Raw genomic sequence first — 25759 nt, forward strand, 5'->3', positions numbered from 1 at the left:
GAACAAATGTCGCATTTCCTTGTAATTTCGCCTTATGGGAAATAAAGTCGCTGTTTACCGGAAGGAGCATTTTAACGCTGCCCATCGCCTGCACCGCAGCGACTGGGACGATGCACAGAACTATGAAGTATTTGGGAAATGCAGCTACCCCAATTATCACGGACACAATTATGAACTGGTGGTCAAAGTAGTTGGGGAAATCAACCCGGCAACCGGTTTTGTGATCGATATGAAAACCTTATCCGATATTATTCAGCAGGAAATACTGAATCGTTTTGACCATCGGAACCTTAACCTTGACACGGCAGAATTTGCTGACCGCAACCCGACTGCTGAAAACATCGTCATGGTGATTTATAACCTGCTCCGGCCGCATATCGATCCGGAACATGATCTGTTTGTCCGGTTGTACGAAACGGAAAGGAATTTTGTGGAATACCCGATATAAATCAACAGCAATGGCCTATAAGAAAGTTGAACAATTTGAAGACAGGATTACCTCAGGACTGATAGATCATTATCGCGATGCATTGGAGTTGCTGGGAGAAAATCCAGCCAGGGAAGGTCTCCTGAAAACACCGGAACGGATGGCCAAAGCCATGCAGTACCTGACGCAGGGATACCAGATGGATGCCAGAGCAATTCTTGATTCTGCCAAGTTTCATGAAGAAGTAAGCGAAATGATCATTGTAAAAGACATTGAGCTGTACAGCATGTGCGAACACCACATGCTCCCGTTTTTCGGGAAAGCGCATATAGCCTATATACCCAATGGTTATATCACGGGTCTCAGTAAGATCGCCCGGGTAGTGGACGTATTCAGTCGCCGTTTGCAGGTGCAGGAAAGACTCACCACCCAGATACTGGGTGCAATTAAGGAATCCCTCCAGCCAATGGGCGTTGCCGTTGTAATCGAAGCCAGCCACCTGTGCATGATGATGCGCGGCGTTCAGAAACAAAATAGTGTGACGACCACCTCGGCCTTCTGGGGGGAATTTGAAAAGGCTGAAACGCGAAGCGAATTCACGAAACTGATTTCATCGAAACTGAGTTGATTGTTGTTATTTTTGCGCTTCAACAGATCACCGTTTTATGAAACATGCTTATGTGTTCCCGGGTCAGGGGTCTCAGTTTTCCGGGATGGGAAAAGAACACTACGACAACAGCGCCTTTGCCAGGAAACTTTTTGAACAGGCAAACGATGCCCTGGGTTTCAGAATTTCAGATATCATGTTTTCAGGAACGGACGAAGATCTGCGTCAGACCAAAGTAACCCAGCCGGCAGTTTTCCTCCATTCCGTTATTGCCTTCAAAAGCATTGAACAGGCTCGCCCGGAAATGGTGGCAGGCCACTCACTGGGTGAATTTTCAGCCCTGGTAGCGAATGGCGTTCTTTCATTCGAAGACGCACTGCAGCTGGTCTCTGTCAGGGCACTGGCGATGCAGAAGGCCTGTGAATTGCAGCCCTCTACAATGGCCGCTGTGCTCGCGCTGGACGATAAAAAAGTAGAAGAAATCTGTGCAGCCGTACAACAGGAAACCGGTGAAGTGGTTGTTGCTGCCAATTATAACTGTCCCGGTCAGCTTGTGATCAGCGGATCAATAAAAGGAATTGATATCGCCTGTGAAAGGATGAAGGCGGCTGGCGCCAAAAGAGCCCTTGTACTGCCAGTCGGTGGTGCCTTTCATTCACCGTTGATGGCTCCGGCCCGTGAGGAACTGAAAGCCGCTATCGAAACAACCAGGTTCCAGCAGCCCGGCTGCCCGGTTTACCAGAATGTTGTTGCCCGTGCCGTGCTGGACAGGGACGAGATCAAGCAAAACCTAATTGATCAGCTGACCGGCCCCGTTCGCTGGACACAGTCAGTTCAGGCAATGGCCGCTGATGGAGCGTCCCGCTTTACTGAAGTAGGCCCGGGCAAGGTATTACAGGGATTGATCGGTAAAATCGATAAATCCCTGCAAACCGAACACTTCGCCTGAGCGAAATGGTTTATTGGAAAGTCAGGGAGCAATTGATCCATTCCGGATCCAGGTCGGCATTGTATTTTTTGTAGAACCTGATGGCTGGTTCATTCCATTCCAGCACCTGCCACACCATTCCGTTAAGCCCGGTTTCCCTGGCTTCTTCCAGCAATCGCTCAAACAGCAGTTTGCCCAGTCCTTTACCCCGCATGGGTTCAGTAACCAGGATGTCTTCCAGGTACATTCTTTGCCCCTTCCAGGTGCTGTAACGGATGTAGTAAAGGGCGAAACCCTGCACGATGCCGTCGCATTCTGCAACAAATGCCCACCAGACCGGATGTTGACCAAAGCCACTTAAAATAAAATGTTCCAGGCTCACGGTAACCTGTTCCGGTGCCTTTTCAAATAACGCCAGTTCCCTGATCAGTTCCATCAGGCGGGGACAGTCAGTAGCTGTAGCGCGGCGGATAACGATAGTCGGCTGATTGTTGTGCATCTCCTTTACCGGATTTATTTTCGGGTAACGTCAAAAATAAACCAAAATCAAATGAAGCAGTTGCTGCAGCCTTATGCTGACTATCATCTTGCTGTGAATCAGCTCATAGGCAACCGGATACTGGAACTGCCTGCAGAACAGTGGACAACCCCGGTGCCGGGTAGCTTCCCATCCCTGCACAAGACCCTGCAGCATATGTGGGATGCAGATACCCTCTGGTACCAGCGGGTACATGGACAATATCCGCCTGATCCGCCCTCCGGATGGTTTACGGGAGACACCCCGGAGCTGGTCCGGCAATTGCTGGAACAGGATCAGGCCTGGATTACATGGTTGGATGATTTGCCATCCGAACAGTTGCCGGCATCATTCTCCTATTATAACCTGAAAGGAGAACAATTCAGCCAGCCGCTTTTCGAAGTATTGCTTCACCTGTTCAACCACGGTACCTATCATCGCGGTCAGTTGGTGACCATGTTGCGTTCCCTCGGTGTGAACAATATTCCATCTACCGATTTTGTTCACTGGGCCAGGGTGCGCCGCATCCATTAATGGTGGTTGGGTAATCGGAAAGAAATTCTGGAAAATGGTGTAACTTTCAAGTACAGCTTCCTGGTATGCGATTTCGCGCAAACGATAGGATTTTTTTCGTGCTGTTCTTATTGACAGGATTTTTCTTCCTGCCCGGGAAGGCAGTAACTCAATCGATCGACTGGAGATCGAGAATAGATAACCTGGTGCAGATAGCCGACAGCCTTTCCATGCGATCCCAGAATACTTTTCATCTCAACAAGTTTATCGACAATGACCGCCCCATCCGGGAGACCTGGCACTATACCCTGAGTAAAGGCAAAGTGGTGATTTTCGAAGTACATTATTTTCTGGACAGCCTCGAATTCCAGGAGGTTTATTACCTCGACCGCGATCAGATAATCTGCATGGAACGATATGAAATCTTATATCCTGCACATGCTGATGACCGTATCCTGTCCGGTACTGTCGGGTTCTTTGAGAACCAGTCTCTCCGGCAGTATATTACGATGGGTAAAGTAGAAGATTATGATCTGCTGCCGGAATATGACGCCATTGCCCGGTTCCGTGTCCGGTACAGGGAGCTCGCAGAGACACGGCCCCTACTGGAAAAAGACAATAAAGGGTCTATCTTCGTGCCATGACCGGACTTGACGCTGTAACCCTTGAAAAGGCAATTGTACATAAAATCGGAAACCCTTCCCGCGGCGAAGCAATCCGCCTTTCTCCCAATACACTGACACTGAATGATGAGCTGGTTAATTCCCTGCTTGTCAAATATCTTTTGTCTCCCTTTAACGAGAATGATTGTTACCAGTTTACCCATCTCAGTGATCTTTCAATGAACGAGGTGTACAGTTATGTGACACGGATTTTTGAGGATCCGTCCTCCTTTCTTCAACAGTCTGTTCTGCTGGCGCAATTGCTCTACGCCAAATCCACTCATGTTCGGGTGAAGGAAGGAGAGTTGTATGTTGTGCTTTTTGATAAAGTTTTTTTTGAAGGCAGCGAACGGAAAGCAGTGGGGATTTTCAAGTCTGAAACAAAGGAAACATTCCTGAAAGTATTTGCACACGGTCAGGGGTGGGAGCTTGGAGCAGAAGATGGCATCAATATCAATAAGCTTGATAAGGGATGTCTTGTATTCAGGACCAACGAAGCGGAAGGCTATAAAGTTTGCGTAGTAGACAATACCAATAAACAACAGGATGCGCAATACTGGGTAAAGGAGTTTTTGCAGGTAGCACCCTTAAGCGACAGTTATCATCATACGGATCAGACCCTGGGACTTTGCAAGTTGTTTATTGAAAAGGAATATGCGGAAAAATTTGAAGTATCCAAGTCTGATCAGATCGATTTACTGAACCGATCAATGGATTACTTCAAAACAAAAGAGCAGTTCAATCTGGATGAATTCACATCCGAAGTGATGCACCATCCGGAGGTGGTGGACAGTTTTATGAATTATAAGCGGAACTTCGAGGGTAACAGAAATTTTGATATCGATGAAGCTTTTGATATCAATCTTGCTGCGGTAAAAAAACAGTCGAAGGTGTTCAAATCAGTATTGAAACTTGACGGGAATTTTTCTGTATACCTTCATGGCCGTCGCGACCTCATCGAAAGAGGTTTCGATGAGGTCAGCGGCAAGAATTATTATAAACTGTATTTTGACGAGGAGCGTTAGTAGGCCCATTTGATCCAGGTGGCGCCCCAGGTGAACCCGCCACCGAAAGCTGCGAGGATCAGGTTGTCACCTTTCTTCAGCTGTTTTTCCCAATCCCACAGGCAGAGCGGAATTGTTGCGGCTGTGGTATTGCCATATCGCTGGATATTGATCATAACCTTGTCGTGCGGCAGACCCATTCTTTCAGCGGTAGCATCGATGATGCGCAGGTTGGCCTGGTGAGGAACGAGCCAGGCAATATCGTTCCCTGTGAGATTGTTGCGCTCGAGTAATTCAGCGCTGACGTCAGCCATCCCTTTAACAGCAAACTTGAATACCGTTTTACCTTCCTGGTAGGCGAAGTGCTCTCTTCCGGCAACAGTATCCATAGAAGCGGGGAAGGCGGATCCTCCGGCTTTCATTTTCAGGTAGTGGCGGCCACTCCCGTCGCTCTTCAGAAGGCTGTCCATAATTCCCAGACCTTCTTCGTTGGGTTCGAGGAGTACACCACCGGCACCATCCCCGAAAATCACACAGGTATTCCGGTCTGTATAGTCGACAATGGCGCTCATTTTGTCTGCACCAACAACGATCACTTTTTTGAACCGGCCACTCTCAACATAGGCGGCGCCGGTAGTAAGGGCAAAGAGGAAACCTGAGCAGGCGGCGCTCATATCGTATCCCCAGGCGTTTTTGGCACCAACCTTGTCACATACCACATTGGCAGTGGCTGGAAAAACCATATCCGGGGTCACCGTGGCGACGACCAGGCAGTCGATGTCAAGGGGATCAATTCCTCTTTTGCGGCAAATCTCTTCCACCACGGGAACAACCATGTCTGAGGTTGCCTTGCCTTCACCGCGGAGAATCCTTCTTTCGGATATCCCGGTTCTGGTGCGGATCCACTCGTCATTGGTGTCCACCATTTTTTCGAGGTCAAAATTGGTAAGCTTGTGTTCAGGAACGTATCCTCCTACTGCAGTAATTGCGGCCGTAATTTTTTGGGTCATGCGTTAATATTCAAAAGCGCACCAAAATTAAGGCAATTTGATGGTAACCGCTTAAGGATTAGCCCGGTAGTTGGAGGCAATGACTGAATAGTTTATTTTGCAGCCTATGATCGCTTATCTGAAGGGCCGTTACTCCTTATTAACACCTACCTATGTTCACCTGGAAACACAAGGGATCGGTTATGAAGTGTTTATATCCCTCAATACATTCGAAAGTATCCGCGATAAAAGTGAGGGGCAATTGTTTACGTACCTTCATATCAGAGAAGATGCGCATATACTTTATGGTTTCGCCACTGTAGCCGAAAAGGAAATGTTCCTGCAGCTGATTGGTGTAAACGGCGTGGGCGCCTCCACTGCCAGAATGATGTTGTCATCCCTGAAACCGGAAGAAATCAGCCGGGCCATCCTCCAGGGCAATTCCCGCCAGCTGGAGTCAGTAAAAGGCATCGGCAGGAAAACTGCTGAGCGGATAGTATTGGAGTTGAGAGATAAGCTTGGTCAGAAAGCGACAGATATTAATTTTTCAAATGCAATAAACAATACAGTAGAGCAGGATGCGTTAAATGCTCTGCTGGCTTTGGGAATCGCCCGTCCCGCTGCAGAGCAGGCACTCCGTAAGGCGATCAACCAGTCACCAGGTTCCGATAAAGTAGAGGACTTAATTAAATCAGCACTTAAAAACATGTAAGCCTATAGATCTGATCTATACTCAACTAATTATTTGGGAAAAAAGACTGTGGGCAATTTTTTTTATCGGAACGTCAGGACGGTAATCCTTGTGTTACTGGCCTGGTTTTCGGGTTTGCAGCTGGCGATGGCTAAAGCCTGGCAGCAGGATACTACCCGTAAACCAGGAAAGGATACATTGGTATTTCCCCTGAAAGACCGCCGTTCCGACCCCATCCAGGAACCTTCCCGCAACCCGTTCGACCTCTCCGATCCCGCTAACCTCAAGAGGACGGTGGAATATGACCCTGTTACCCGTCAGTATTATATCGTTGAAAAAATCGGGAACAAGTTTTACAGGGCACCTACCTACATGACTTTCGAGGAATACCTCCGCTTTAAGGCGAGGGAGCAGGAAGCGGAATATTTCCGGCAGCGGGCCGACGTACTCAGCAACCTGAACCGTAAGAATATCCGCCCCAAGCTGTCTGTCTCCGAGAATTTCTTCAACAGGATCTTCGGTACCGGAAAAGTGGATATCCGGCCACAGGGCAATGTCGATATCATTGCCGGCTACCAGGGCCAAAACATCAAAAACCCAACGTTACCGGAACGGGCCCGTAAAAGCGGTGGCTTCGATTTCGATATGAACGCCAACCTGAGTGTACTGGGAAACGTCGGCAGTAAACTGAAACTGCCCATTTCCTATAATACCCAGGCCAGTTTTGACTTTGAAAACCAACTGAAACTGGATTATACCGGTACTTCAGACGAGATCATTAAGCGGATAGAGGCTGGTAACGTCAGTTTTTCTACCAAGGGCTCACTGATTCCCGGAGCACAATCCCTTTTCGGTATCAAAACACAACTCCAGTTTGGCAAACTTTTCCTGACTGGTGTTTTGGCGAACCAGCGGGCGCAGCGGCAATCCATGGGACTGATCGGCGGGGCAGCCACCACGTCGTTTGAGTTCAAGGCGAACGACTATGAGGAAAACCGCCACTTCCTGCTGGCCCAGTACTTTCGCCAGGGGTACAATAAGGCCATGGGCAACCTCCCCGCAGTAAACTCACTTACGAATATTCTCCGCATCGAGGTTTGGGTGACTAACCGTAACGGATCCACCACCGATACCCGTGACATCGTCGCCTTGTCTGACCTGGGTGAAAAACATCCTTACAATTATCCCACGACGCCTGGCCCCGACAGCCTGCCATCCAATACCGTGAACGGGTTATACCAGGCTATTACCAGCGATCCCGCAAGCCGCTTTTCCAGTACCGTTACGACCAAGCTGAACAGTATGGGCCTGAAATCTGTACAGGACTTTGAAAAGACTTTCGCCCGCAAACTGAGCCCTTCCGAGTATTATTTCAACCCCCAGGTGGGGTTCATTTCGCTTAGCCAGCCGCTTCAGAGTGATGAAGTACTTGGCGTCGCTTTTCAGTATTCCTACAACGGCCGGGTGTTGCAGGTAGGGGAATTCTCCCAGGATGTTCCGCCGGATACTACCGCCATCATTGCCGGTAACCCCAAAGTGCTGTTCCTGAAACTGCTGAAAGCCACTTCCCAGCGTACCCAGTTGCCCATATGGGACCTGATGATGAAAAACGTATATGCCCTGCGGACCCGCGAAGGGGGGTATATCGCCAGCGTTCAACCTACAGACTTCAAGTTGAATGTGCTGTATGAAGAGCCAAGTCTGGGTACTAAACGATACCTGCCTGAAGGTCCGAAAAGCGGGTTGCCGCTGATTTCCATCCTTAATCTCGACCGGTTGAACAACAACCGCGACCCTCAGCCCGACGGCGTATTTGACTTTATTGAAGGATTCACCATGATCTCCAACCAGGCAAGGGTCATCTTTCCCCTGCTGGAGCCATTTGGCCGGGACCTGGACAGCATCGCTTTCCAGGGGGCCACGCAGGAGTTGAAAGACAAATACATTTTCAAACCATTGTACGATACGATCAAGGAGATCGCCAAAACCTACGCCAACCTCGACCGGTTTATTATCCAGGGATCGGCCAAAGGACAATCGTCCTCTGAGATCTCACTCGGTGCATTCAACGTGCCACAGGGATCTGTATCCGTTTCTGCAGGGGGCAGTACTCTCCGGGAAGGACTCGACTATATCGTCGACTACAACCTGGGAACGGTAAAGATCATCAACCAGGCGATCCTTAATAGTGGCATTCCCGTAAACGTGCAATATGAAAACAATGCCACTTTCGGGATCCAGCAAAGAAATTATCTCGGCCTGCGATGGGACTATATGGCCATCAGCAACGCACACCAGACGTTTACGTTCGGCGGACAGTTGGTGCGCCTCGGGGAAAGACCCTATTTCACAAAAATGAACTACAACGAAGATCCGATCCGGAACACGATGTACGGACTGGATTTTACGTATACCTCGGAAGTGCCGAAACTGACGCGATGGCTGGACAGACTGCCCTTCTATACCACAAACGAAATGAGTACCATTTCCGCCTATGGTGAAGGTGCTGTGTTGAAACCGGGCCACCCGCCGCAGATCGGTAAAGGCAGCGAAGGCCTGATCTATATTGACGACTTCGAAGGAACGCGGAACAGTATTGACCTGCGGTTCCCCATCATCAACTGGACGCTGGCTTCCACACCCCAGAACAACGGGCTTTTTCCTGAGGGCTCTTTAAAAGACTCTCTCGCCTACGGGTACAACCGCGCGAAATTCTCATGGTACAATATCGAACCCAACCTGCAGGATAAAAATGCACCGAATAACCCGGTGTCGGGATACCAGGACTTCAGTGACCCCCGGATCAAGGCAATCCTGCAGCAACAGTTGTTCCCGGCTAAAACACCCGATTATGGTTCTGCCCAGCTGATCACCTTCGACATGGCGTATTATCCGACAGAAAGGGGACCATACAACTTTGATACACGACCGGGCAGTATCTCCAATGCAGGCAAGCTGCTGAATCCCGGTTCGCGCTGGGGCGGTATCATGCGGGGGCTCGACCAGGTCGATTTCGAAACGGGTAACGTGGAGTTCATCGAATTCTGGATGCAGGATCCTTTCCTTCGCCAGCCAGGCAGTACCGGCGGACAGCTTTATTTCAACCTCGGTAACATTTCTGAGGACGTATTGCGGGACGGCCGTCGGTTCTTCGAGAACGGTCTGCCCACCCCGAATATCCAGGCAGGAGTGGATTCCAGTACGAAATGGGGCCGGGTGCCCAGTAACCCCATACAGGTAACCACCGCATTCAGTAATGATCCTGCCGACCGCCCTTACCAGGATGTCGGATTTGACGGCCTGGATGATGACGCCGAAAGAAGAAAGTTCAACAGCTACCTGGGCCAGCTCGCCTCCATTGTGGGTACGGGTTCTGCCGCCTACCAGGCTGCCCTGAACGACCCGGCCAACGATAACTTCAAGAACTACCGTGACGAAAACTACGATAACGAAAAAGCGCCTATTCTTGAGCGTTATAAGGCCATCAATAACCCGCACGGAAACTCACCTATAGCCGACAATAATTCTTCTGTCACAACGGCCTTTACCCTGTATCCTGACCAGGAAGACCTGAACAAGGACAATACACTGAATGAACTGGAAGAATATTTTCAATATAAAGTCAACCTGCGGCCGCAGGACCTGGTAGTAGGGCAGAACTACATTACCGACATCCGGGAGTTTACGGCGGATACAGTTCACCAGCGTTGGTTCCTGTTCCGCATTCCGGTGGATGAATATGAAAGGAAAGTCGGTGATATCCCGGATTTTAAATCCATCCGGTTTATCAGGATGTTTATGACCGGATTTCAGGATAGTATCGTAACAAGGTTTGCAAAACTTGAACTGGTGCGGAACCAGTGGCGCCGCTTTTCTTTTGAGCTGGATACCACCGGCAATTATAAAACCATACCTGATAATTCCGGCACTGCGTTTAATGTTCTTGCCGTGAATGTGGAAGAGAACGCAAACCGGTCACCGGTTAACTATGTGGTGCCGCCAGGGATCCTGCGCGTTCAGCAGCTGAGCAACAACAACGTGAACATCCTGCAGAATGAACAGGCGATCAGCCTGCAAATCTGTAACCTGCGTCCGAACGAAGGCCGGGGTGTATTCAAAACATTGAATCTCGACCTTAGGCAATACGGAAAACTGAAGATGTTCACCCACATTGAAAGTGTCATCGGGTCCGCCAACCTGAATAATGGCGACGTCAGTGCAGTAATCCGCATCGGGAATGATTTTGCCGGTAACTACTATGAGATCCGGATCCCGTTGAAGGTAACACCGCCCGGAAAATACAGTGATGCCAACCCGGAAATGGTATGGCCCACGGAGAACGACCTCGACCTTGACCTGCAACGCCTGATCGATCTGAAGCTGAGCCGGAACGCCAATTCTCAACCGAATCTGTATTACAAGGAAACCGATGCCGACGGTAAAAGTTATGCCATCATCGGGAATCCGAACCTGGGCGAAGTGCGGGGGATGTTCATTGGCATCAACAACAATACTTCCACCAACGTCTGTGCGGAAACCTGGTTCAACGAATTGCGGTTGTCGCAGATCGATGAGAAAGGGGGATGGGCTGCTACCGGCCGCGTGGATATGAAGCTGGCAGATCTCGGTACCATCTCCCTGTCCGGTGCCTATCGCAGCATAGGATTCGGCAACCTGGAGCAGCGTGTAAACGAAAGGAGCCGGGAAAACTTCAGCCAGTTTGATGCTGCTACCAGCCTGGAACTCGGAAAGCTGCTCCCGGCAAAGGCAGGTGTATCCATCCCGGTTTATGCAGGCTATTCGCAAACGGTCCTGACACCGGAATATGATCCCTATGACCTCGACGTTAAACTGAAAGACAAACTTGAAGCCAACAGCGGTGCCACCAGGGACTCCATCAGGAAAGACGCGATCGATATGGTGTCGACGAAAACCATCAATTTCACCAACGTAAGAAAACTGAATACCAACGGGAAAAAGCAGAAAATCTACAGCCTTGAAAACTTTGATGTCAGTTATTCCTATACCAAAACAGAACATTTCAGTCCGCTGATCGAAGCAGAAGAACTGGTTCGGCACCGGGCCGGATTGGGGTATAATTATGTATCTACGCCCAAATACTGGGAGCCCTTTAAAAAGATGGTGAAGAGCCGGTCCAAATGGCTGGATATTATCCGTGATTTCAATCTTAACTATTCACCGGCATTGCTGAGCTTCCGGGCCGATGTCAATCGCCAGTTCGGTGCCATCCGGCCCAAAAACGTCGGCGGGCCCAAGGGCGTAATCCCGGAAACATACGATAAGTATTTCACGTTCGACCGGTATTACAACCTGCGCTGGGATATTTCCAAATCGCTGAACTTCGACTTCACTGCGGTCAACCGGGCACGCGTGGATGAAGATTCCGGGCGCCTCGATAAAGCGGAAAGGAAAAAGATGTGGCAGCTGTTCTGGCGCGGCGGAAGAAATGTAACCTACGAACAGACGGCGAATCTGACCTATACCTTGCCAACCCAGAAGATCCCGGCACTGGACTGGACAACCATGCGGGTGGGCTACCTGGCCCGTTACAACTGGCTGGCAGCGTCACTGGATACTTTTGCCAGGAGTCTCGGTAACTTCCTGGGTAACGCACAGGAAAAAAATGCAACCGCAGAATTTGACATGACGCGGTTGTACAACAAATCGCGGTTCCTGCGTTCACTGGATTGGGATAATGCACCCGCCGCTGCACCCCGGGCACCCAACGACAGTACCGCTAAAAACGCCCCGGCTGCAAAACCGGCGAAAGACCCCAATGCCCCGATGGAGCTGAACACTTTTGTAAAAGTGATCGGCCGGATTATTACCTCTGTCAAACGGGTCACCATTCAATATTCCGACGTGGGTACCACTAACCTGGTGGGTTATACCGACTCGGTCAAATGGCTGGGCATGAATCCGAAGTCAAATGCTCCGGGCTGGGGGTTTGTATTTGGTAAACAACCAGACACCAGCTTCGTTAACGATTTCGCCCAGCGTGGGTTGATCACGAACAGTCCATTGCTGAACAACCTGAACCGGCAGGACTATAACCAGCACATCAGCATCACTGCCCAACTCATACCCGTTCGCGATCTCACCATCGATATCAATATTGAAAAGACATTCGGTAAAGCATATTCGGAACTGTACAAGGATACCATCGGGAATGGCAGCTTTGGACACCTGAGTCCTTATGTGACCGGTACCTTCAATGTTACCTATATTTCCTTCCAGACCCTGTTTGGAAAATTCAAACCCAACGAGGTAACGGAAACGTTTAAACGTTTTGAAGCGAACCGTATCATTCTTTCTGAGCGACTCGCAAAGAGCAATCCTTACTGGGGCAAGCTGGATCCGGCTGATCAATTCCTGCCGGATGGCTATTATACCGGGTACAGCCGTTACTCGCAGGATGTACTGATACCAGCCTTTATCGCGGCCTACACCAACAAGGATCCAAATTCTGTAGGCCTTATCAAGCAGGATAATGGCAACATTAAATCCAACCCGTTCAGGAGTATAATTCCCAAACCGAACTGGCGGGTAACCTATAGTGGCCTGACAAGACTGAAAGGCCTGGAGAAAACATTTACCAGCTTTACGCTTACCCACGCTTATACCAGTAACGTATCCATGAACAGCTTCAACAATAACCTGCTGTTCGAAGATCCGCTGAATTACAACTGGCCCGGCTTTATCGATACGGCAACGGGCAACTTCTATCCCTATTTCCTGGTGCCGAACGTCACCATTTCAGAAGCATTTGCGCCCTTCCTGGATATCGACATGCAGCTGACCAACCAGTTTTCTGCCCGGTTCGAGTACAAAAAAAGCAGGACGCTCAGCCTTAGCCTGGTTGACTTCCAGCTCAGTGAAGCGAGGACCAATGAATATACACTTGCAGTGGGCTACCGGAAACGTGGTCTGAAAATGCCGTTCAAATTCAAATTGCCAGGCATGAAGCAGTCTGCCAGCGAATTGTCGAATGACCTGAACTTCCGGTTGGAACTGGGGCTAAGGGATGATGCAACGGCCAACAGCCGGCTCGACCAGGAGGCGGCCTTGCCAACAGCCGGGCAGAAAGTGATCACAATCGTACCATCGATTGATTATGTGCTGAACAACCGGATCAACCTCCGATTATTCTTTGACCAGCGACGGACGGAACCAAAGGTGTCCACGTCAGCACCCATCACGACCACCAGGGCAGGCCTGCAGATCAGGGTGAGCCTGGCGCAATAATTTTGTCAACCTTTCTTTACCAGGAATGAATTTGCCTGCGCCGTACAGGTAATCACCAGGTCATTGATGCATACGTGCGGTGGGAGGGTAGCGCAGTAAAAAACCGTGTCGGCAATGTCTTCCGCGCTGAGCGGTTCATACCCTTTATATACATCATCCGCGGTCTTTTCGTCTCCTTTAAAACGGACAATGGAGAACTCTGTTTCTGCAGCACCAGGATGAATGGCGGTTACTTTCACACCATGGCGGAGAAGATCGATGCGCATGGCTTTGGAGATAGCATCCACGGCATGCTTGCTGGCGCAATACACATTCCCTTTCTCATACACTTCCTTCCCTGCTATAGATCCGATATTGATGATATGCGGGCTGCCGGAAGCCAGCAGTTTGGGCAGAAGTGCTCTTGTCATGAAAAGTATGCCCTTAAGGTTCGTATCGATCATGGTTTCCCAATCGTCAATATTTGCTTCATCAAAATAATCACGGCCCAGTGCAAGCCCGGCATTGTTCACCAGCAAGGTGACCGGTCCGATGCCTTCAGGAAGATTGGCAACAGCTGCTTCAGCCGCCTGGCGGTTGCGAACATCAAATACGGCGGTGTGACAATTGATGCCATGCGCTGTTTCCAGTTCCTCCCTTAGTGTTTCCAGTTTATCCTGCCTTCTTCCTGTAATGACCAGGTTGTATTTTGCCGAGGCAAATTTTCTGGCGATCGCCATACCAAAGCCTGAGCTGGCCCCGGTTATCCATACTGTATTGTTCATGTTTTATCGGATGAGGACCACAGTCCCTTTTTTAAACACAGATTTTCCTGTATAGTCAGTGCCTTTCACTACCCACACGAAGGTGCCGGTTGCCTGATACTGTCCGTTGATCCGGCCATCCCAGCCACGGCCGGCTTCACTTGTGCTGAAAACCATCTGTCCGTAACGGTTATAGACCTGGAAATATTCCAGCCGGGAAATACCGACAGGTATCGGTCTGAATACACTGTTGGTCGCACTGCCCGGTGTAAAGGCATTGGGAACAAAAATATCGGGATTGGTTTTGAAAACCTTGATCCTGATCGTGTCAAAGGCAAAACAGTTTTCGAGCGTCGCCACTCTTACAGCATAAGTCTGGTTGCTGGACAAAATCGCAGTAGGGTCGGGAATGTCTGTGGCGTTTAACCCGGTTGAAGGCGACCATTGATATACATCTCCGCCGGTGGCGTTCAGGTGCAACGGTTGGTTTACGACTATTGATGTGTCGTTGCCGGCAAAAGCCTGCACGGGCGGGCGTACCGTAACGACTACAGTATCCCTGCCGGGTTTCGGACAGCCAATATTGTCCACAACCGTGAGAATATATGCTGTTGTGCGTAAGGGGAAGGCGAATGGTGTGAGGGTGCGGGGCATCAGCAGGGTGCTGGTAGGCGTCCACGTAAAGCTGGCTCCGGCGATGGTAGCACTGAGCTGTGTGGTGTCATCGTAACAGATGACCTGGTCCGGGCCCGCGAATGCACCCGGATAGGGTACTGTTTTTACGGAAACACTTCCCGTTGCGCTGCAGCCTCCGATCCTTGAGATCACACTGTAGGTCGTAGTGGCAGTAGGTACGGCAATCGGGTTGGCAACAAACGGATCGAGCAGTGAAGCAGCAGGGCTCCATTCGAATTTCAGGCCGTCGCCCATAGTCCTCAGCTGAGCCGGATCAGTAAGGCAAATGGTGGTATCAGGCATCATGCGAAGCGTGACCCGGTCAACTACCCGTACAGTAACAGAACCGGAATTGACACAGCCATTGTCATTCAGGTTGACGAAATAAGTGGTGGTTTGTTTGGGGTGTACACGTGGCGTCGGGGTTGCCGGATTAATGATATTATAGGAAGGCGTCCAGCTGAAAACAGGGTTGAGTGTACCGGGCGCTTCTGCGATCAGTTGCAAGGTGTCGATGCTGCAGATCAGCGTATCCGTAAACGGAAACTCCAGGTTCGGCTTATCGCGCACTTCTATGTCGTGGCTGATGGTGCCAATACAGCCGAAGCTGCTTTCTACAGTAAGTTTGACCGTCTTGATGCCGAGTGAATGATACTGGTACACGGGGTTGCGTACAGTGGAGATATCGGTATCAACAGTTTCATCACCAAACTCCCACGACCATTTACTCACCGTTCCGTATCGGGCAAAAGTTTTGTCTGTAAACCGGAATGGCGTCAGCAGGCAGGAGCCCAGCGATGAGAAATCGGGAAGGAAACCCGGATAAACCTTTGCCAGCGTTTCCGTTTCATCTGTACAGGCGCCATTGGCCAGGTAGATGTAAAGTTTAACACGGTAGGTGCCGGTATCTTTATACTGGTGACGGACCATCCCCAGTGCTGTAGTAACCGTATCTTTTTTGGAGCCGTCACCATACTCCCAAACATAGGTTGAACCGGCGGGGTTCGCCTGCCCATTCTGAAAGGTGACATTGAAGTCGTCGCAGAAATGATAATCCGGTGAAAGTACCGCAGACAACGGCTGGCAGTTGGACACCGTCAGGTGAATGTCTTTACGGTGCACATTGATCAGTTTGTTGTGCCGGTATTCACTGATGCAGACGGTTACCACATACTGCCCCGTAGTTTGCGGGGCAATACCCGTTATTATACCCGTTGATGAATTGATGCTGACCTGGTTGCCCATTGGATTCGGTCCATTATAGGGTATGCGGTAAGGAACACTATTGTAGGGTGGAGGTGCCGCGGGATTGGGGGTGGGGCAGGTATAACAACTCTGATCCTGCGTGCGGCCACCCCCGGTATAGGCATTACACAGTTCGTACACGAGTTCATCCTTGTCATCGTCTTTAGCGGAAAAGTCAAACGTAAATGCTGATCCGGCACAGATAGCCACAGCGTCAAACCCGGTGATCAGGGGACTGTTGTTGTGTTCGGCTGCCGGCAGTGTTTTGGTGCCCGGAATCTCACACATGTACGTGGCGCCATAATCGTCACTGCTTCCTGAAATGTTGTTGATGTTGGCAATGCGGCAGCAACGCTGGAAGGAAATGATATATCCATCCGGATCATCAGGGAGCGTAATTTCCTGCGTGTAATAACGGAGATTATAACAGATGTCGGTTGGCGGATTGAGAATGCAGGGATTTGAATTCGGATCGTACGCAACTCTTTCCTGGTTCCTGAAGGGGGCAATGGCCGGTGAGCCAATTTGCCGGTTGTCGCTTTTTCTGAAGACCGTAAAGGGAACTGTCTGATCGAACTGTCCCTGGTTGTTCTGAAAACAGTCAATAAATAGTTTAAGTGAAATCAGGTACCGGGAAGTACCCGCAGTTGATCCGGCTCCCAGGTATTTATAGGAGAGTTCTCCCCCCCGGATATGATTGGCCAGAAGGGATTGACCAGAAAGAACAAACACCATGAAAATTGGGACTATATATTTCATGCGTACGGTGATTGATCAAATATCTTTTCAAACCTGTTCAGCGAAGTCCTTCAGATATTGGTTGGCTTTCCTAGTCTCTTCCAGCATCCCCATATGCCCGGATGCTTCAAGTATATGAATATACGTTATTTCAGGAAGATGTACCAGCTTCAGCGTGTCTTCAAAAGAAATAGCCTGATCATACCGTCCCAATATGAAAAGTACCGGTACAGCACTGTTTTTCAGCACCGCGGTACGATCTGGCCTGGCGATCATTGCCTCATAAAATGCGACCAGTGTGTCGTCGGAAATATACGAATTGTCGCGGGCGATGGCCTTAATGGAAGCGGCCATTGTTTCGCGGTTCTTTTCGGCGAAAAGGTTTTGGGTGGTTGACTGGAGAAATGCTTCAGCGCCATGCTGGCGGATAAAAGCTATTCCCTTACGGCGGGTTTCTTTTTTCTGCTCATTGTCCGCAAGTGCCGTGCTGTGAAAAAGCCCCAGGGCCCTCAGGTGCTGCGGGTATTTTTCTGCAAATGCGAGACTGATATATCCGCCCATGGAGTGACCGACCAATATGATGCGGGGGATCTTTTCATGATCGAGTATTTCTTTCAGGCCGTCAGCCATGGATTCCATGGTAGGAGAGGACTCGGCCGGAGTATTGCCGGTTCCCGGTAACTGGGGAGTGATGACCCGGAATTTCTCCGCGAGTACAGGCACCTGCTCATCCCAGATGCGGTAATCTTCCCCGAAGCCATGAACCAGCATCAGCGGCTGGCCGTCACCGATAGCGTTGTATTGCATCATAAATCACCATTTTACTGCTTCCTGACAGCTGCAAGGTAGCGGAAACCGGAATATCCGAGGATGGCGATACAAAGCACAACCATCAGCTTTGAAAGAAGGTCTCCGTTCCGGGCGTAAAAGGTCATTTCGGTACGGGTAGGAATGTTAACTTTTATGTAGCCACGTTCATCCCACCCCTTTCTTTCCGTGATGCGTCCCATTGGATCAATTACGGCACTGATACCTGTATTGGCACTTCTGACTACCCAACGCCTGCTCTCGATTGCCCGCAAACGGGCATAGGCAAGATGTTGTCTGTGGCCGGCAGTATTGCCCCACCATCCGTCGTTGGTTATAACGCAAATCAGGTTCGCACCGTTGCGCAGGAAACCTGTCATGAATTCACCATAGATGCTTTCATAACAGATGGCAGGGGCTGCCTTCAGGCCGCTGGCGGAATCAACCAATACTGTTCTTTCGTCCTGCCGGGCATATCCGCCGGTGGTGCCACCGAATTTCTCAAAAATGGGCGCCATGAATTTCAGGAAAGATGGCAGGCTTTCGACGCCCGGTACCAGCTTGGATTTATGGTAACGCAATACAATTCCTGTTGAATCCAGCAGTGCTGCCGTATTAAAGCTTTCATACCAGTAGTTGGGGCTGCCCGGGAACTGGAAAGCATAGGGGGAGTGGGGATCTTCGGTATATCTCCTGTATCCCTCGATCCCGCTGAGCAGTTTCAGGCGGGGGTGCCTTGCCAGGAAATCCCACACCGGCCGGACGATGAAGTTGTTCCTGATGCTGTCTTCTTCAATCCCTCTCGGCAGGTTAATGGCAGTTTCGGGCCACACAACGAGCCGGGTGTTGCTGTCCAGCCCGGATTCACTCAGGTGAACGAGGAGGTTGAGCTGTGCATCCTGCGTACCTGTTTCAAATTTGCTGTAGGGGTCAATGTTCGGTTGAATGATCAGTATTTCCCGATGTGATTTATTGATCGTTGCTTCAAATGACTCCTCCCTGAAAACCAGGTAGGAGCATAACAGTGGCAACACCAGTGCCGTCAATAGTAAAACGACCAGTTGCCTGTTCTTTCCATTTCGGTTGTGCTGTGCCGATAGCCATAACCTGAAAACCAGCACATTGACCAATAATATCCAGAGTGTTCCCCCGCTGGTTCCCGTGAATTGGTACCATTGCACCATATCCGGCACCGACGCAAAGCCATTACCGAGGGTGAGCCACGGCCAGCTGAGCTCCCAGTTAAGGTGAATGTATTCAAAGGTCATCCAGGAGGTTACCAATGCAAATAGCGCGGTATTCACGCCCAGCCGCTTTCTCACATTATAATAGGCGAGCCAGGGCAGGCTCATGAACAGGCAGTTGGCGACGATTGCGGACATGGCACCTTCTGCAGTGGAATTCCACATCCACCAGGTAGTGATGATGTTCCAGATCAGCAGGGTCAAAAAACAGCCCGCCAGGAATTTAATTCTCGACAAAGGTTGCTCACCCAGCAGGAAAAGTGGAACGAATGCGATGAACAATAAAAATGGCATCGGCAGCGGGGGCCAGCCGGCAGACAGCAGGATACCCGAGGCCAATGCCAGGCAGAGAGGATAATACCTTTTCAAATTATTTGCGGGAATAGTTGGGTGCTTCCTTGGTAATGTCGATGTCGTGCGCGTGGCTTTCTTTCATGCCGGCGTTCGTGATCTTGATGAATTGTGAAGTCGACCTCAGTGTTTCGAGATCTTTTGCACCGCAATAGCCCATACCCGCCCGCAGACCACCAACAAATTGTGCTACAACTTCCCGGAGGTACCCTTTATAGGCAACCCGGCCCTCAATACCTTCCGGTACCAGTTTCTTGATATCGTCTTCCACATCCTGGAAGTAACGGTCACTGGATCCCTGTGCCATGGCACCGATAGAACCCATGCCACGGTACTCCTTGAATTTACGGCCTTCATAGATAATGGTCTCGCCCGGGCTTTCCTCCACTCCTGCGAACACACTTCCCATCATAACGCTGTCGGCTCCGGCAGCCAGTGCTTTTACCATGTCACCGGTATAACGGATACCGCCGTCAGCAATAAGCGGAATTCCGAGCGGTTGCAGGGCGCTGTATGCTTCCATGATCGCAGTAAGTTGCGGCACACCGGCACCCGCTACGATCCGCGTAGTACAGATGGAACCCGGACCGATACCGATCTTAACGCCATCTGCGCCGGCTTCAGCAAGTGCCCTGGCTCCTGCGGCAGTACCGACGTTACCGGCAATCACCTGCATTTTTTTGAAATTTTTCTTGACGTTCTTCAGAGCATCCATAACCCCTTTCGAATGACCATGTGCACTATCCAGGCCCACCACATCAACCCCTACCTGCTGCAGCGCTGCAACACGGTCCAGCATATCGCGTGTGATGCCGATGGCAGCGCCGACCAGCAAGCGCCCGTAGCCGTCTTTGTTGGCATCGGGAAAGCTTTGCAGCTGGATGATATCCCGATAGGTGATCAATCCCGCGAGCGTACCGTCCTTCTTGATGACCGGAAGTTTTTCGATTTTATGCTGTTGAAGAATCTTTTCGGCCTTCTGCATATTGGTGCCTTCCGGAGCTGTGACCAGATTGGTTTTGGTCATCACCTCGCTCACTTTTTTCGATTTGGTCGTTTCGAAACGGAGGTCACGGTTGGTCAGTATGCCAACGAGTTTATTCTTTTTGTCGATGATGGGAATGCCACCGATCTTGTTTTCTTTCATCAGCTTCAGCGCATCGCCGATCGTGGCATCTTCCGGAAGCGTTACGGGATCAATGATCATTCCGCTTTCGCTTCGTTTCACTTTCCGCACCAGCTCGGCCTGCTTTTCAATAGTCATGTTCTTGTGCAGGAAGCCGATACCGCCTTCCCTGGCAAGTGCTATCGCCAGACTCGATTCGGTAACAGTATCCATTGCTGCGGAGAGCATAGGGATATTCAGACTAATCTCGCGGGTAAGCCTGGTTTTTGTGCTTACTTCACGGGGAAGTACCTGTGAAAATGCAGGAACCAGCAGTACATCGTCGAATGTGAGGCCGTCACCGAAAAATTTGTGGGAGAGATCTAAACCAGGGGAGGAATGTTTTCTTGTTGCCATGTGCAAAGATAGTGCAGCGGCCAAATTCGTCCCAAATGATTTTTGTTAATGTCTGAAATCCGCTACAGCAAAGGGTTTGCCGGCATCGTTCACAAACATAGCTGATATCTCTTACCGGGAAGTACCCTGATGATATTACGGATTTCAAGCGAAAGTAATGCACTGGCAGCAACTCCGGCAGATAAGCCGGATAGTGGGTAAAGCGCATCAATCGAAAGCACCTGGGATTTCCCTAAAAGGTTCACCAGGATCGTTTCTGCCGGATCAAGGTCAAATGGAATAGTGGCTTGTGGAGGCTGCGTGTACATGGAACCGGCCACCTGCCAGTTCATGTCTGACAAGAACCCGGAGGTTTCAAAAAAAGGCGATGCAATCCTTTGCTGCAATAGCAGGTTACAGCCGCTGCTGCGCTGATCCGTTATCCTGCCCGGTACGGCGAATATATATTTGTTATAGCCATTGGCCAGCCCGGCAGTGATCATACTGCCACCCTGTTTACCGGTTTCAATCACCAGCAACGCCTCGGCAATACCGGCGACAATACGATTCCGCACAGGAAAATTATGCCGGTCCGGCTTAACCCCGGGTGGAAATTCACTGATCAGCATGCCTCCATGCTGCAGCATTTCCGTTGCCAGAAGCCTGTGTTCGGCCGGATACACCGTATGCAGCCCATGCGCCAGTATGCCGATGGTAGGTAAACCCAGCTTCAGTGCCGTGCGGTGCGCCAGGCCATCAATGCCATATGCCATACCGCTGATGATCAGCGGTGCGGCAGGCACAAGTTGCCGTAATATCGATTCCGTTTGGAGCCTGCCATATTCTGAATGGTGCCGCGTGCCGATAACGGCGAGCTTTCGGGGGCGGTTAAGATCAATACTTCCCCTGCAGTACAGCAGTGTGGGAGGATCGTTAACATTGTAGAGAGAAGCCGGATATGCCGGGCTGCCCAGGAATAATGTTTCACAGCCAAGGTCAGCCGACCGTTGGAGCACCAGTTCACACTCCCTGAAGTCATTAAACTGCGTGATGGACTTTGCACGGATCAGCCCGATGCCGTTCATTTTTTCCAGTACAGATTCAGATGCGGCGAAAATTGCACTGGCGGTGCGAAACTTCTCTATTAACGCTTTGGCATGTACCGGCCCGATATACGGTAACCGGGTAAGCGCCACCTGCAGCACTGTTTCCGTGGAAGCCATTTTTGATCCACAAGATATTTTGCGCGCGATTCTCCCGGCAGCGTTCTTTCACCCTTATCAGCGGGCGATGACCTTCAACTCGGTGCGGCGGTTTTTCGAACGTCCTTCTTCCGTGTTATTGTCCGCAACAGGAACTGTTGCACCGAAGCCCTGGAAACGAAGGCGCTTGGCATCAATGCCGTTTTTGATCAGGTAATCCACAACAGCCTGTGCCCTGCCATTGGAGAGCTTCAGGTTATCGGCTGCCTTACCCACATTATCGGTATGACCATTGATCTGGATCTGCAGCGTGGAATTTTCTTTCAGCAACTGAATCAGTTTACCCAATTCCACCACGGAAGCATCACCCAAGGCCGTGCTGTTGGTTTCAAAGAAGATATTCTTCAGCACCATTGTCGCGTTGGCAACAATCGGCTGCAGGTAGATGTCAATATTGTAGGTGGAATCAGGATCCTTTTTGGAAAGCGAAAAGTTTTCCGAATAAAAAAGATAGCCCCTGCGATTGACATTGAAAGCATAGTCGCGTCCAACCGGAAGTGTGATCAGGTAATTGCCGGTTTCGTCGGTCTGTACGCGGCTGATCACCTGTCGTGTGCTGATGTCCGTTAGTTCCATGGAAGTGGGTAAACCTTTTTTCGTCTGGGCATCCATCACCCTGCCTTTGATCCACAAGGTCTTGATGGGACGAATATCGTTCCGGAGAGAAAAAGTATACAGGTCAAGGCCTCCCTTGCTGTCTGCCCTGTCACTGGCATAGTAGGCTGCAGCGCCATCAGCAGAAACAACCAGGCTGCCTTCGTTCTCGATGGTATTGATGGGATAGCCCAGGTTACGCGGCAGGCTGAAACTTCCCTTTGGTCCTTTCCGTGCCATAAAAAGATCATCTCCGCCATAACCCTGAAGCCCGTTGGAAGTAAAATATAATGTCTGGTTGTCGGCATGAATAAACGGACAGGATTCATCACCGGAAGTATTGATCTCGGGGCCAAGGTTTTCCGGCTCGCTCCATTTTCCATTGGCTTGCAGGTGGCTTACCCAGAGGTCACTTCCTCCAAAGCCGCCCAGTCTCCTGCTGGCGAAATAGAGATCTTTTTTATCGGGGGAAAGACTGGGGGCTGATTCCCAGAATTCTGTATTGATCACATCACCGAGGTTTTCAGGTTCACTCCAGCCTTCGTCGGTTAAATAGGAGATATATAAATCACAGCTGCCCAAACCGTCGGGGAAGTTACAACCGGTAAAGATCAGCCAATGGCCATCCTGCGAAAGCGTCTGTGCACCCTCATTCAGGTTGGAGTTAATGGCGCCGGTCAACCCCTTGGCCTTGCTCCATCCGGCGGCGGATTGACGGGTTTCAAAAAAGTCCTCGTTGAAATTGTCCACCCGTCGGGTGAAGATCAGTTGTCCGTTGTCTATGGTAAGTGACGGAAAATATTCCGATACAGCGCTGTTTACACTGTCACCCAGGTTCTGTGGCTGGAACTGATAATTGGACACGGCGGGTAAAGCGGCCATCTCAAGTGCAAACTTGTAGGAGCGGATGCGGTAGGCTGCAGCTTTCCGGCTCGACTCATTCAGGTCATTGATCATGGTGAACCGGTTTACAGCTACCAGCGCTTCCTGGAATCTGCCTTTTCCGGCGAGGTTGATGCTGTAGGGGAGATTGTAGTCGCCAAAATACACGGTGTCAATCGCCCGGGCCTTTTCATAGTTCCCGATGGCATTATCATAGTCTTTCAATTCACCGTACATACCGGCGATGGACAACCAGGCGTCCATGTAACCGGGACTAATCTGCACAGATTGCTTCAGCAGGTCAATTCCCTGTTTGAAATCCCCTCCCTGGGCTGCTTCGATGGCTTTTTCATATAGCTTAACCGCCTTTGGGCTCAGTTTATCCGGTTGATAACCCTGGGTCCGGCCTTGAAAGAAGAAAAGGAGCGCTGCTATGGCGAGAAGGAATTGTTTCATCATAGGTGTTTGAAAGCCAGTATATAACGAAAATTAGGAAACTTTATGGTACGCCGATATATTTATGGCTTTGGATACTCAGTTCCCACTGCGGGTTATCCAGGATATACTGGATAATGAGCGGCATCATTTTTTCCCTTTTTTCCCATTCCGGCTGCAGGTAGAGTTTGCAACCCGGTTTAACCTGGGCGGCCCATTGTTCCGCCCATTTGAAATCGGAAGGGTGAAAGATGACCACTTTCAGTTCGTCTGCTTTTTCCACTACTTCCGGCAGGGGCGCCTTGAATTTTTTGGGGGAAAGGCAGATCCAGTCCCATTGGCCGCTGAGGGGGCTGGAACCCGAAGTTTCGATGTTGGTTTCGAATCCTGCGGCTTTCAGGGCGTCCGTTAACTCGTCCAGCTGGTGGAGGAGGGGTTCGCCACCGGTGATCACGGCAAGGCGGCCAGGATAGGTTGCTGCACCATGCACCATATCATTGATGGCAGTCAGGGGGTGTTTATCGGCGTCCCAGCTGTCTTTCACATCACACCAAACGCAGCCGACATCGCATCCGCCAAGGCGGATGAAATAGGCCGCCCTTCCCTGGTGGCGCCCTTCACCCTGGAGGGTATAAAAGGCTTCCATGAGCGGAAGGCGTGTACTTATGGTTGAAGCCAGGTTCATCCGGTTACCATTTTGCCTGGCAGGCTTTAAAAGTGTTTTTCATCAACGCCGCGATGGTCATAGGCCCCACGCCGCCGGGAACGGGAGTAATGAAGCTGCAACGCGGAGCAACTTCACCGTAGGCAACATCGCCTTTCAGGGCGAAGCCTGACTTTTTGGAGGTATCCGGTACACGGGTAATGCCCACGTCGATCACCACAGCGCCTTCTTTTACCATATCAGCGGTCAGGAATTCCGGTTTGCCCAGTGCGGCGACGATGATGTCGGCCTGCTGGCAAAGTTCCTTAAGATTCCGCGTATGGGAATGAGTAATAGTCACCGTGCAGTTACCGGGGTTGCCTGGTTGGCTCAGGAGGATGCTCATGGGGCGGCCAACGATATTGCTGCGGCCGATCACGACGGCGTTTTTCCCTTTTGTATCTATCTTATAATGTTCCAGCAAAAGCATGATACCATGCGGGGTGGCAGCTACAAAGCTGTCAAGTCCCTGGACCATTTTGCCCACGTTTACCGGGTGGAACCCGTCTACGTCTTTCGCCGGGAGTATGGTATTGATCACTTTTTCGTCTGAAATATGGGCGGGAAGAGGCAGTTGAACCAGGATCCCATCAACATCGGGATCGCTGTTTAAACCTTCAATTACTTCAAGTAGTTTGTTTTCACTGATGTCTGCTTCCAGGCGGACGAGGGTGGATTTGAATCCGATTTCGTTGCAGGCTTTCACTTTTGCCCCCACATAAGTTTCACTGGCCCCGTTGTTACCAACGAGAACAGCTGCGAGGTGGGGTGTTTTTTTGCCTTCGGCCACCACCTGGGCGACCTGGATCCGGAGTTCGTCTTTTGTGGCTTTGGAGACCAGCTGACCATCTAGAATTTGCATGGCGCAAAGTTAAGTCGCGGACAAGAGCATTTAGAGTATTTTTTGGATCAGCTCAACCCCGAATCAGCAAAAAAGTCGCGTATTTATACGCATGGTAAATTTGTAATATTTCA

19 protein-coding genes are annotated in these 25759 nt (G+C 50.4%); 8 read left to right on the forward strand and 11 right to left on the reverse strand.

Annotated elements, in window-relative coordinates; translation table 11 throughout:
- Positions 1-34 precede the first annotated feature (34 nt).
- From FPE01S_RS23575 to fabD, 3 genes are read left to right on the forward strand one after another with little or no spacing between them, the layout of a single operon-like run.
- Positions 35-448, forward strand: coding sequence for a 6-pyruvoyl trahydropterin synthase family protein (locus FPE01S_RS23575; protein WP_046371582.1), 414 nt, complete (start codon positions 35-37; stop codon positions 446-448).
- Between the two features lie 10 nt (positions 449-458).
- Entirely contained in the window at positions 459-1055 is a 597-nt protein-coding gene (gene folE, locus FPE01S_RS23580) for a GTP cyclohydrolase I FolE (protein WP_046371583.1), read from the forward strand.
- 37 nt (positions 1056-1092) lie between these two features.
- Positions 1093-1983, forward strand: coding sequence for an ACP S-malonyltransferase (fabD, locus tag FPE01S_RS23585; RefSeq protein ID WP_046371584.1), 891 nt, complete (start codon positions 1093-1095; stop codon positions 1981-1983).
- A gap of 10 nt (positions 1984-1993) precedes the next feature.
- Here the strand turns inward: fabD and FPE01S_RS23590 are convergent, their stop codons facing one another.
- On the reverse strand, positions 1994-2461 hold the full coding sequence (locus tag FPE01S_RS23590; protein ID WP_046371585.1) for a GNAT family N-acetyltransferase: 468 nt from the start codon (positions 2459-2461) through the stop codon (positions 1994-1996).
- Between the two features lie 51 nt (positions 2462-2512).
- On the opposite strand from FPE01S_RS23590, the gene FPE01S_RS23595 reads away from it, so the two are divergent.
- From FPE01S_RS23595 to FPE01S_RS23605, 3 genes are all read left to right on the forward strand, one after another.
- Positions 2513-3013 (forward strand): DinB family protein, encoded by a 501-nt coding sequence (locus tag FPE01S_RS23595; RefSeq protein ID WP_046371586.1) that lies wholly within the window; start codon positions 2513-2515, stop codon positions 3011-3013.
- 98 nt (positions 3014-3111) lie between these two features.
- Positions 3112-3636: a hypothetical protein gene (locus tag FPE01S_RS23600; RefSeq protein WP_157474150.1), complete on the forward strand. Its 525-nt coding sequence runs from the start codon at positions 3112-3114 to the stop codon at positions 3634-3636.
- Complete coding sequence (locus tag FPE01S_RS23605) at positions 3633-4679, forward strand: nucleoid-associated protein (protein ID WP_046371588.1); 1047 nt, start codon at positions 3633-3635, stop codon at positions 4677-4679. The genes FPE01S_RS23600 and FPE01S_RS23605 overlap by 4 nt, the downstream gene beginning before the upstream one ends.
- Here the strand turns inward: FPE01S_RS23605 and FPE01S_RS23610 are convergent.
- On the reverse strand, positions 4676-5668 hold the full coding sequence (locus FPE01S_RS23610) for a beta-ketoacyl-ACP synthase III (protein WP_046371589.1): 993 nt from the start codon (positions 5666-5668) through the stop codon (positions 4676-4678). The two genes, FPE01S_RS23605 and FPE01S_RS23610, sit on opposite strands and share 4 nt — an antisense overlap.
- A 106-nt stretch (positions 5669-5774) precedes the next feature.
- Between FPE01S_RS23610 and ruvA the strand changes: the two genes are divergently transcribed.
- Together ruvA and sov are read left to right on the forward strand one after the other, a co-directional pair.
- Complete coding sequence (gene ruvA / locus FPE01S_RS23615; RefSeq protein ID WP_046371590.1) at positions 5775-6359, forward strand: Holliday junction branch migration protein RuvA; 585 nt, start codon at positions 5775-5777, stop codon at positions 6357-6359.
- Positions 6360-6392: 33 nt separating this feature from the next.
- Positions 6393-13604, forward strand: coding sequence for a T9SS outer membrane translocon Sov/SprA (sov, locus tag FPE01S_RS23620; RefSeq protein ID WP_245624057.1), 7212 nt, complete (start codon positions 6393-6395; stop codon positions 13602-13604).
- A 5-nt stretch (positions 13605-13609) separates the two neighbouring features.
- Here sov and FPE01S_RS23625 read toward each other — a convergent pair whose 3' ends face one another.
- The 9 genes from FPE01S_RS23625 to FPE01S_RS23665 all read right to left on the reverse strand — a co-directional run bounded on the left by FPE01S_RS23625 (position 13610) and on the right by FPE01S_RS23665 (position 25646).
- Positions 13610-14368: an SDR family NAD(P)-dependent oxidoreductase gene (locus tag FPE01S_RS23625; RefSeq protein ID WP_046371591.1), complete on the reverse strand. Its 759-nt coding sequence runs from the start codon at positions 14366-14368 to the stop codon at positions 13610-13612.
- Between the two features lie 3 nt (positions 14369-14371).
- The gene (locus tag FPE01S_RS23630) at positions 14372-17026 is read right to left on the reverse strand and encodes a PKD domain-containing protein (RefSeq protein ID WP_157474151.1); all 2655 of its coding nucleotides are present in this window, start codon (positions 17024-17026) and stop codon (positions 14372-14374) included.
- Positions 17027-17053: 27 nt separating this feature from the next.
- The gene (locus tag FPE01S_RS23635; protein ID WP_052956140.1) at positions 17054-17815 is read right to left on the reverse strand and encodes an alpha/beta fold hydrolase; all 762 of its coding nucleotides are present in this window, start codon (positions 17813-17815) and stop codon (positions 17054-17056) included.
- 11 nt (positions 17816-17826) lie between these two features.
- Positions 17827-19425 (reverse strand): apolipoprotein N-acyltransferase, encoded by a 1599-nt coding sequence (gene lnt / locus FPE01S_RS23640; protein ID WP_157474152.1) that lies wholly within the window; start codon positions 19423-19425, stop codon positions 17827-17829.
- 1 nt (position 19426) lies between these two features.
- Positions 19427-20929: an IMP dehydrogenase gene (gene guaB / locus FPE01S_RS23645; protein WP_046371594.1), complete on the reverse strand. Its 1503-nt coding sequence runs from the start codon at positions 20927-20929 to the stop codon at positions 19427-19429.
- An 89-nt stretch (positions 20930-21018) separates the two neighbouring features.
- Positions 21019-22131 carry a DNA-processing protein DprA gene (gene dprA, locus FPE01S_RS23650; RefSeq protein ID WP_046371595.1) on the reverse strand — a complete coding sequence of 371 codons (1113 nt, stop codon included), beginning with the start codon at positions 22129-22131 and terminating at the stop codon, positions 21019-21021.
- Positions 22132-22188: 57 nt separating this feature from the next.
- The gene (locus FPE01S_RS23655) at positions 22189-24102 is read right to left on the reverse strand and encodes an OmpA family protein (RefSeq protein ID WP_046371634.1); all 1914 of its coding nucleotides are present in this window, start codon (positions 24100-24102) and stop codon (positions 22189-22191) included.
- Between the two features lie 43 nt (positions 24103-24145).
- Positions 24146-24766 (reverse strand): 7-carboxy-7-deazaguanine synthase QueE, encoded by a 621-nt coding sequence (locus tag FPE01S_RS23660; RefSeq protein WP_046371596.1) that lies wholly within the window; start codon positions 24764-24766, stop codon positions 24146-24148.
- 4 nt (positions 24767-24770) lie between these two features.
- Complete coding sequence (locus FPE01S_RS23665) at positions 24771-25646, reverse strand: bifunctional 5,10-methylenetetrahydrofolate dehydrogenase/5,10-methenyltetrahydrofolate cyclohydrolase (protein WP_046371597.1); 876 nt, start codon at positions 25644-25646, stop codon at positions 24771-24773.
- Positions 25647-25759 lie beyond the last annotated feature (113 nt).

The sequence above is a fragment of the Flavihumibacter petaseus NBRC 106054 genome (assembly GCF_000974785.1).
Lineage (GTDB): Bacteria > Bacteroidota > Bacteroidia > Chitinophagales > Chitinophagaceae > Flavihumibacter > Flavihumibacter petaseus.

Bases quoted from the DNA above. Each gene is read 5' to 3' on its own strand.
- FPE01S_RS23590 (WP_046371585.1), bottom strand. From the start codon at position 2,461: ATGCACAACAATCAGCCGACTATCGTTATCCGCCGCGCTACAGCTACT.
- FPE01S_RS23630 (WP_157474151.1), bottom strand. From the start codon at position 17,026: ATGAAATATATAGTCCCAATTTTCATGGTGTTTGTTCTTTCTGGTCAA.
- FPE01S_RS23655 (WP_046371634.1), bottom strand. From the start codon at position 24,102: ATGAAACAATTCCTTCTCGCCATAGCAGCGCTCCTTTTCTTCTTTCAA.
- FPE01S_RS23665 (WP_046371597.1), bottom strand. From the start codon at position 25,646: ATGCAAATTCTAGATGGTCAGCTGGTCTCCAAAGCCACAAAAGACGAA.
- FPE01S_RS23660 (WP_046371596.1), bottom strand. From the start codon at position 24,766: ATGAACCTGGCTTCAACCATAAGTACACGCCTTCCGCTCATGGAAGCC.
- fabD (WP_046371584.1), top strand. From the start codon at position 1,093: ATGAAACATGCTTATGTGTTCCCGGGTCAGGGGTCTCAGTTTTCCGGG.
- FPE01S_RS23610 (WP_046371589.1), bottom strand. From the start codon at position 5,668: ATGACCCAAAAAATTACGGCCGCAATTACTGCAGTAGGAGGATACGTT.
- FPE01S_RS23575 (WP_046371582.1), top strand. From the start codon at position 35: ATGGGAAATAAAGTCGCTGTTTACCGGAAGGAGCATTTTAACGCTGCC.
- FPE01S_RS23595 (WP_046371586.1), top strand. From the start codon at position 2,513: ATGAAGCAGTTGCTGCAGCCTTATGCTGACTATCATCTTGCTGTGAAT.
- guaB (WP_046371594.1), bottom strand. From the start codon at position 20,929: ATGGCAACAAGAAAACATTCCTCCCCTGGTTTAGATCTCTCCCACAAA.
- ruvA (WP_046371590.1), top strand. From the start codon at position 5,775: ATGATCGCTTATCTGAAGGGCCGTTACTCCTTATTAACACCTACCTAT.
- dprA (WP_046371595.1), bottom strand. From the start codon at position 22,131: ATGGCTTCCACGGAAACAGTGCTGCAGGTGGCGCTTACCCGGTTACCG.
- folE (WP_046371583.1), top strand. From the start codon at position 459: ATGGCCTATAAGAAAGTTGAACAATTTGAAGACAGGATTACCTCAGGA.
- FPE01S_RS23635 (WP_052956140.1), bottom strand. From the start codon at position 17,815: ATGATGCAATACAACGCTATCGGTGACGGCCAGCCGCTGATGCTGGTT.
- FPE01S_RS23625 (WP_046371591.1), bottom strand. From the start codon at position 14,368: ATGAACAATACAGTATGGATAACCGGGGCCAGCTCAGGCTTTGGTATG.
- FPE01S_RS23605 (WP_046371588.1), top strand. From the start codon at position 3,633: ATGACCGGACTTGACGCTGTAACCCTTGAAAAGGCAATTGTACATAAA.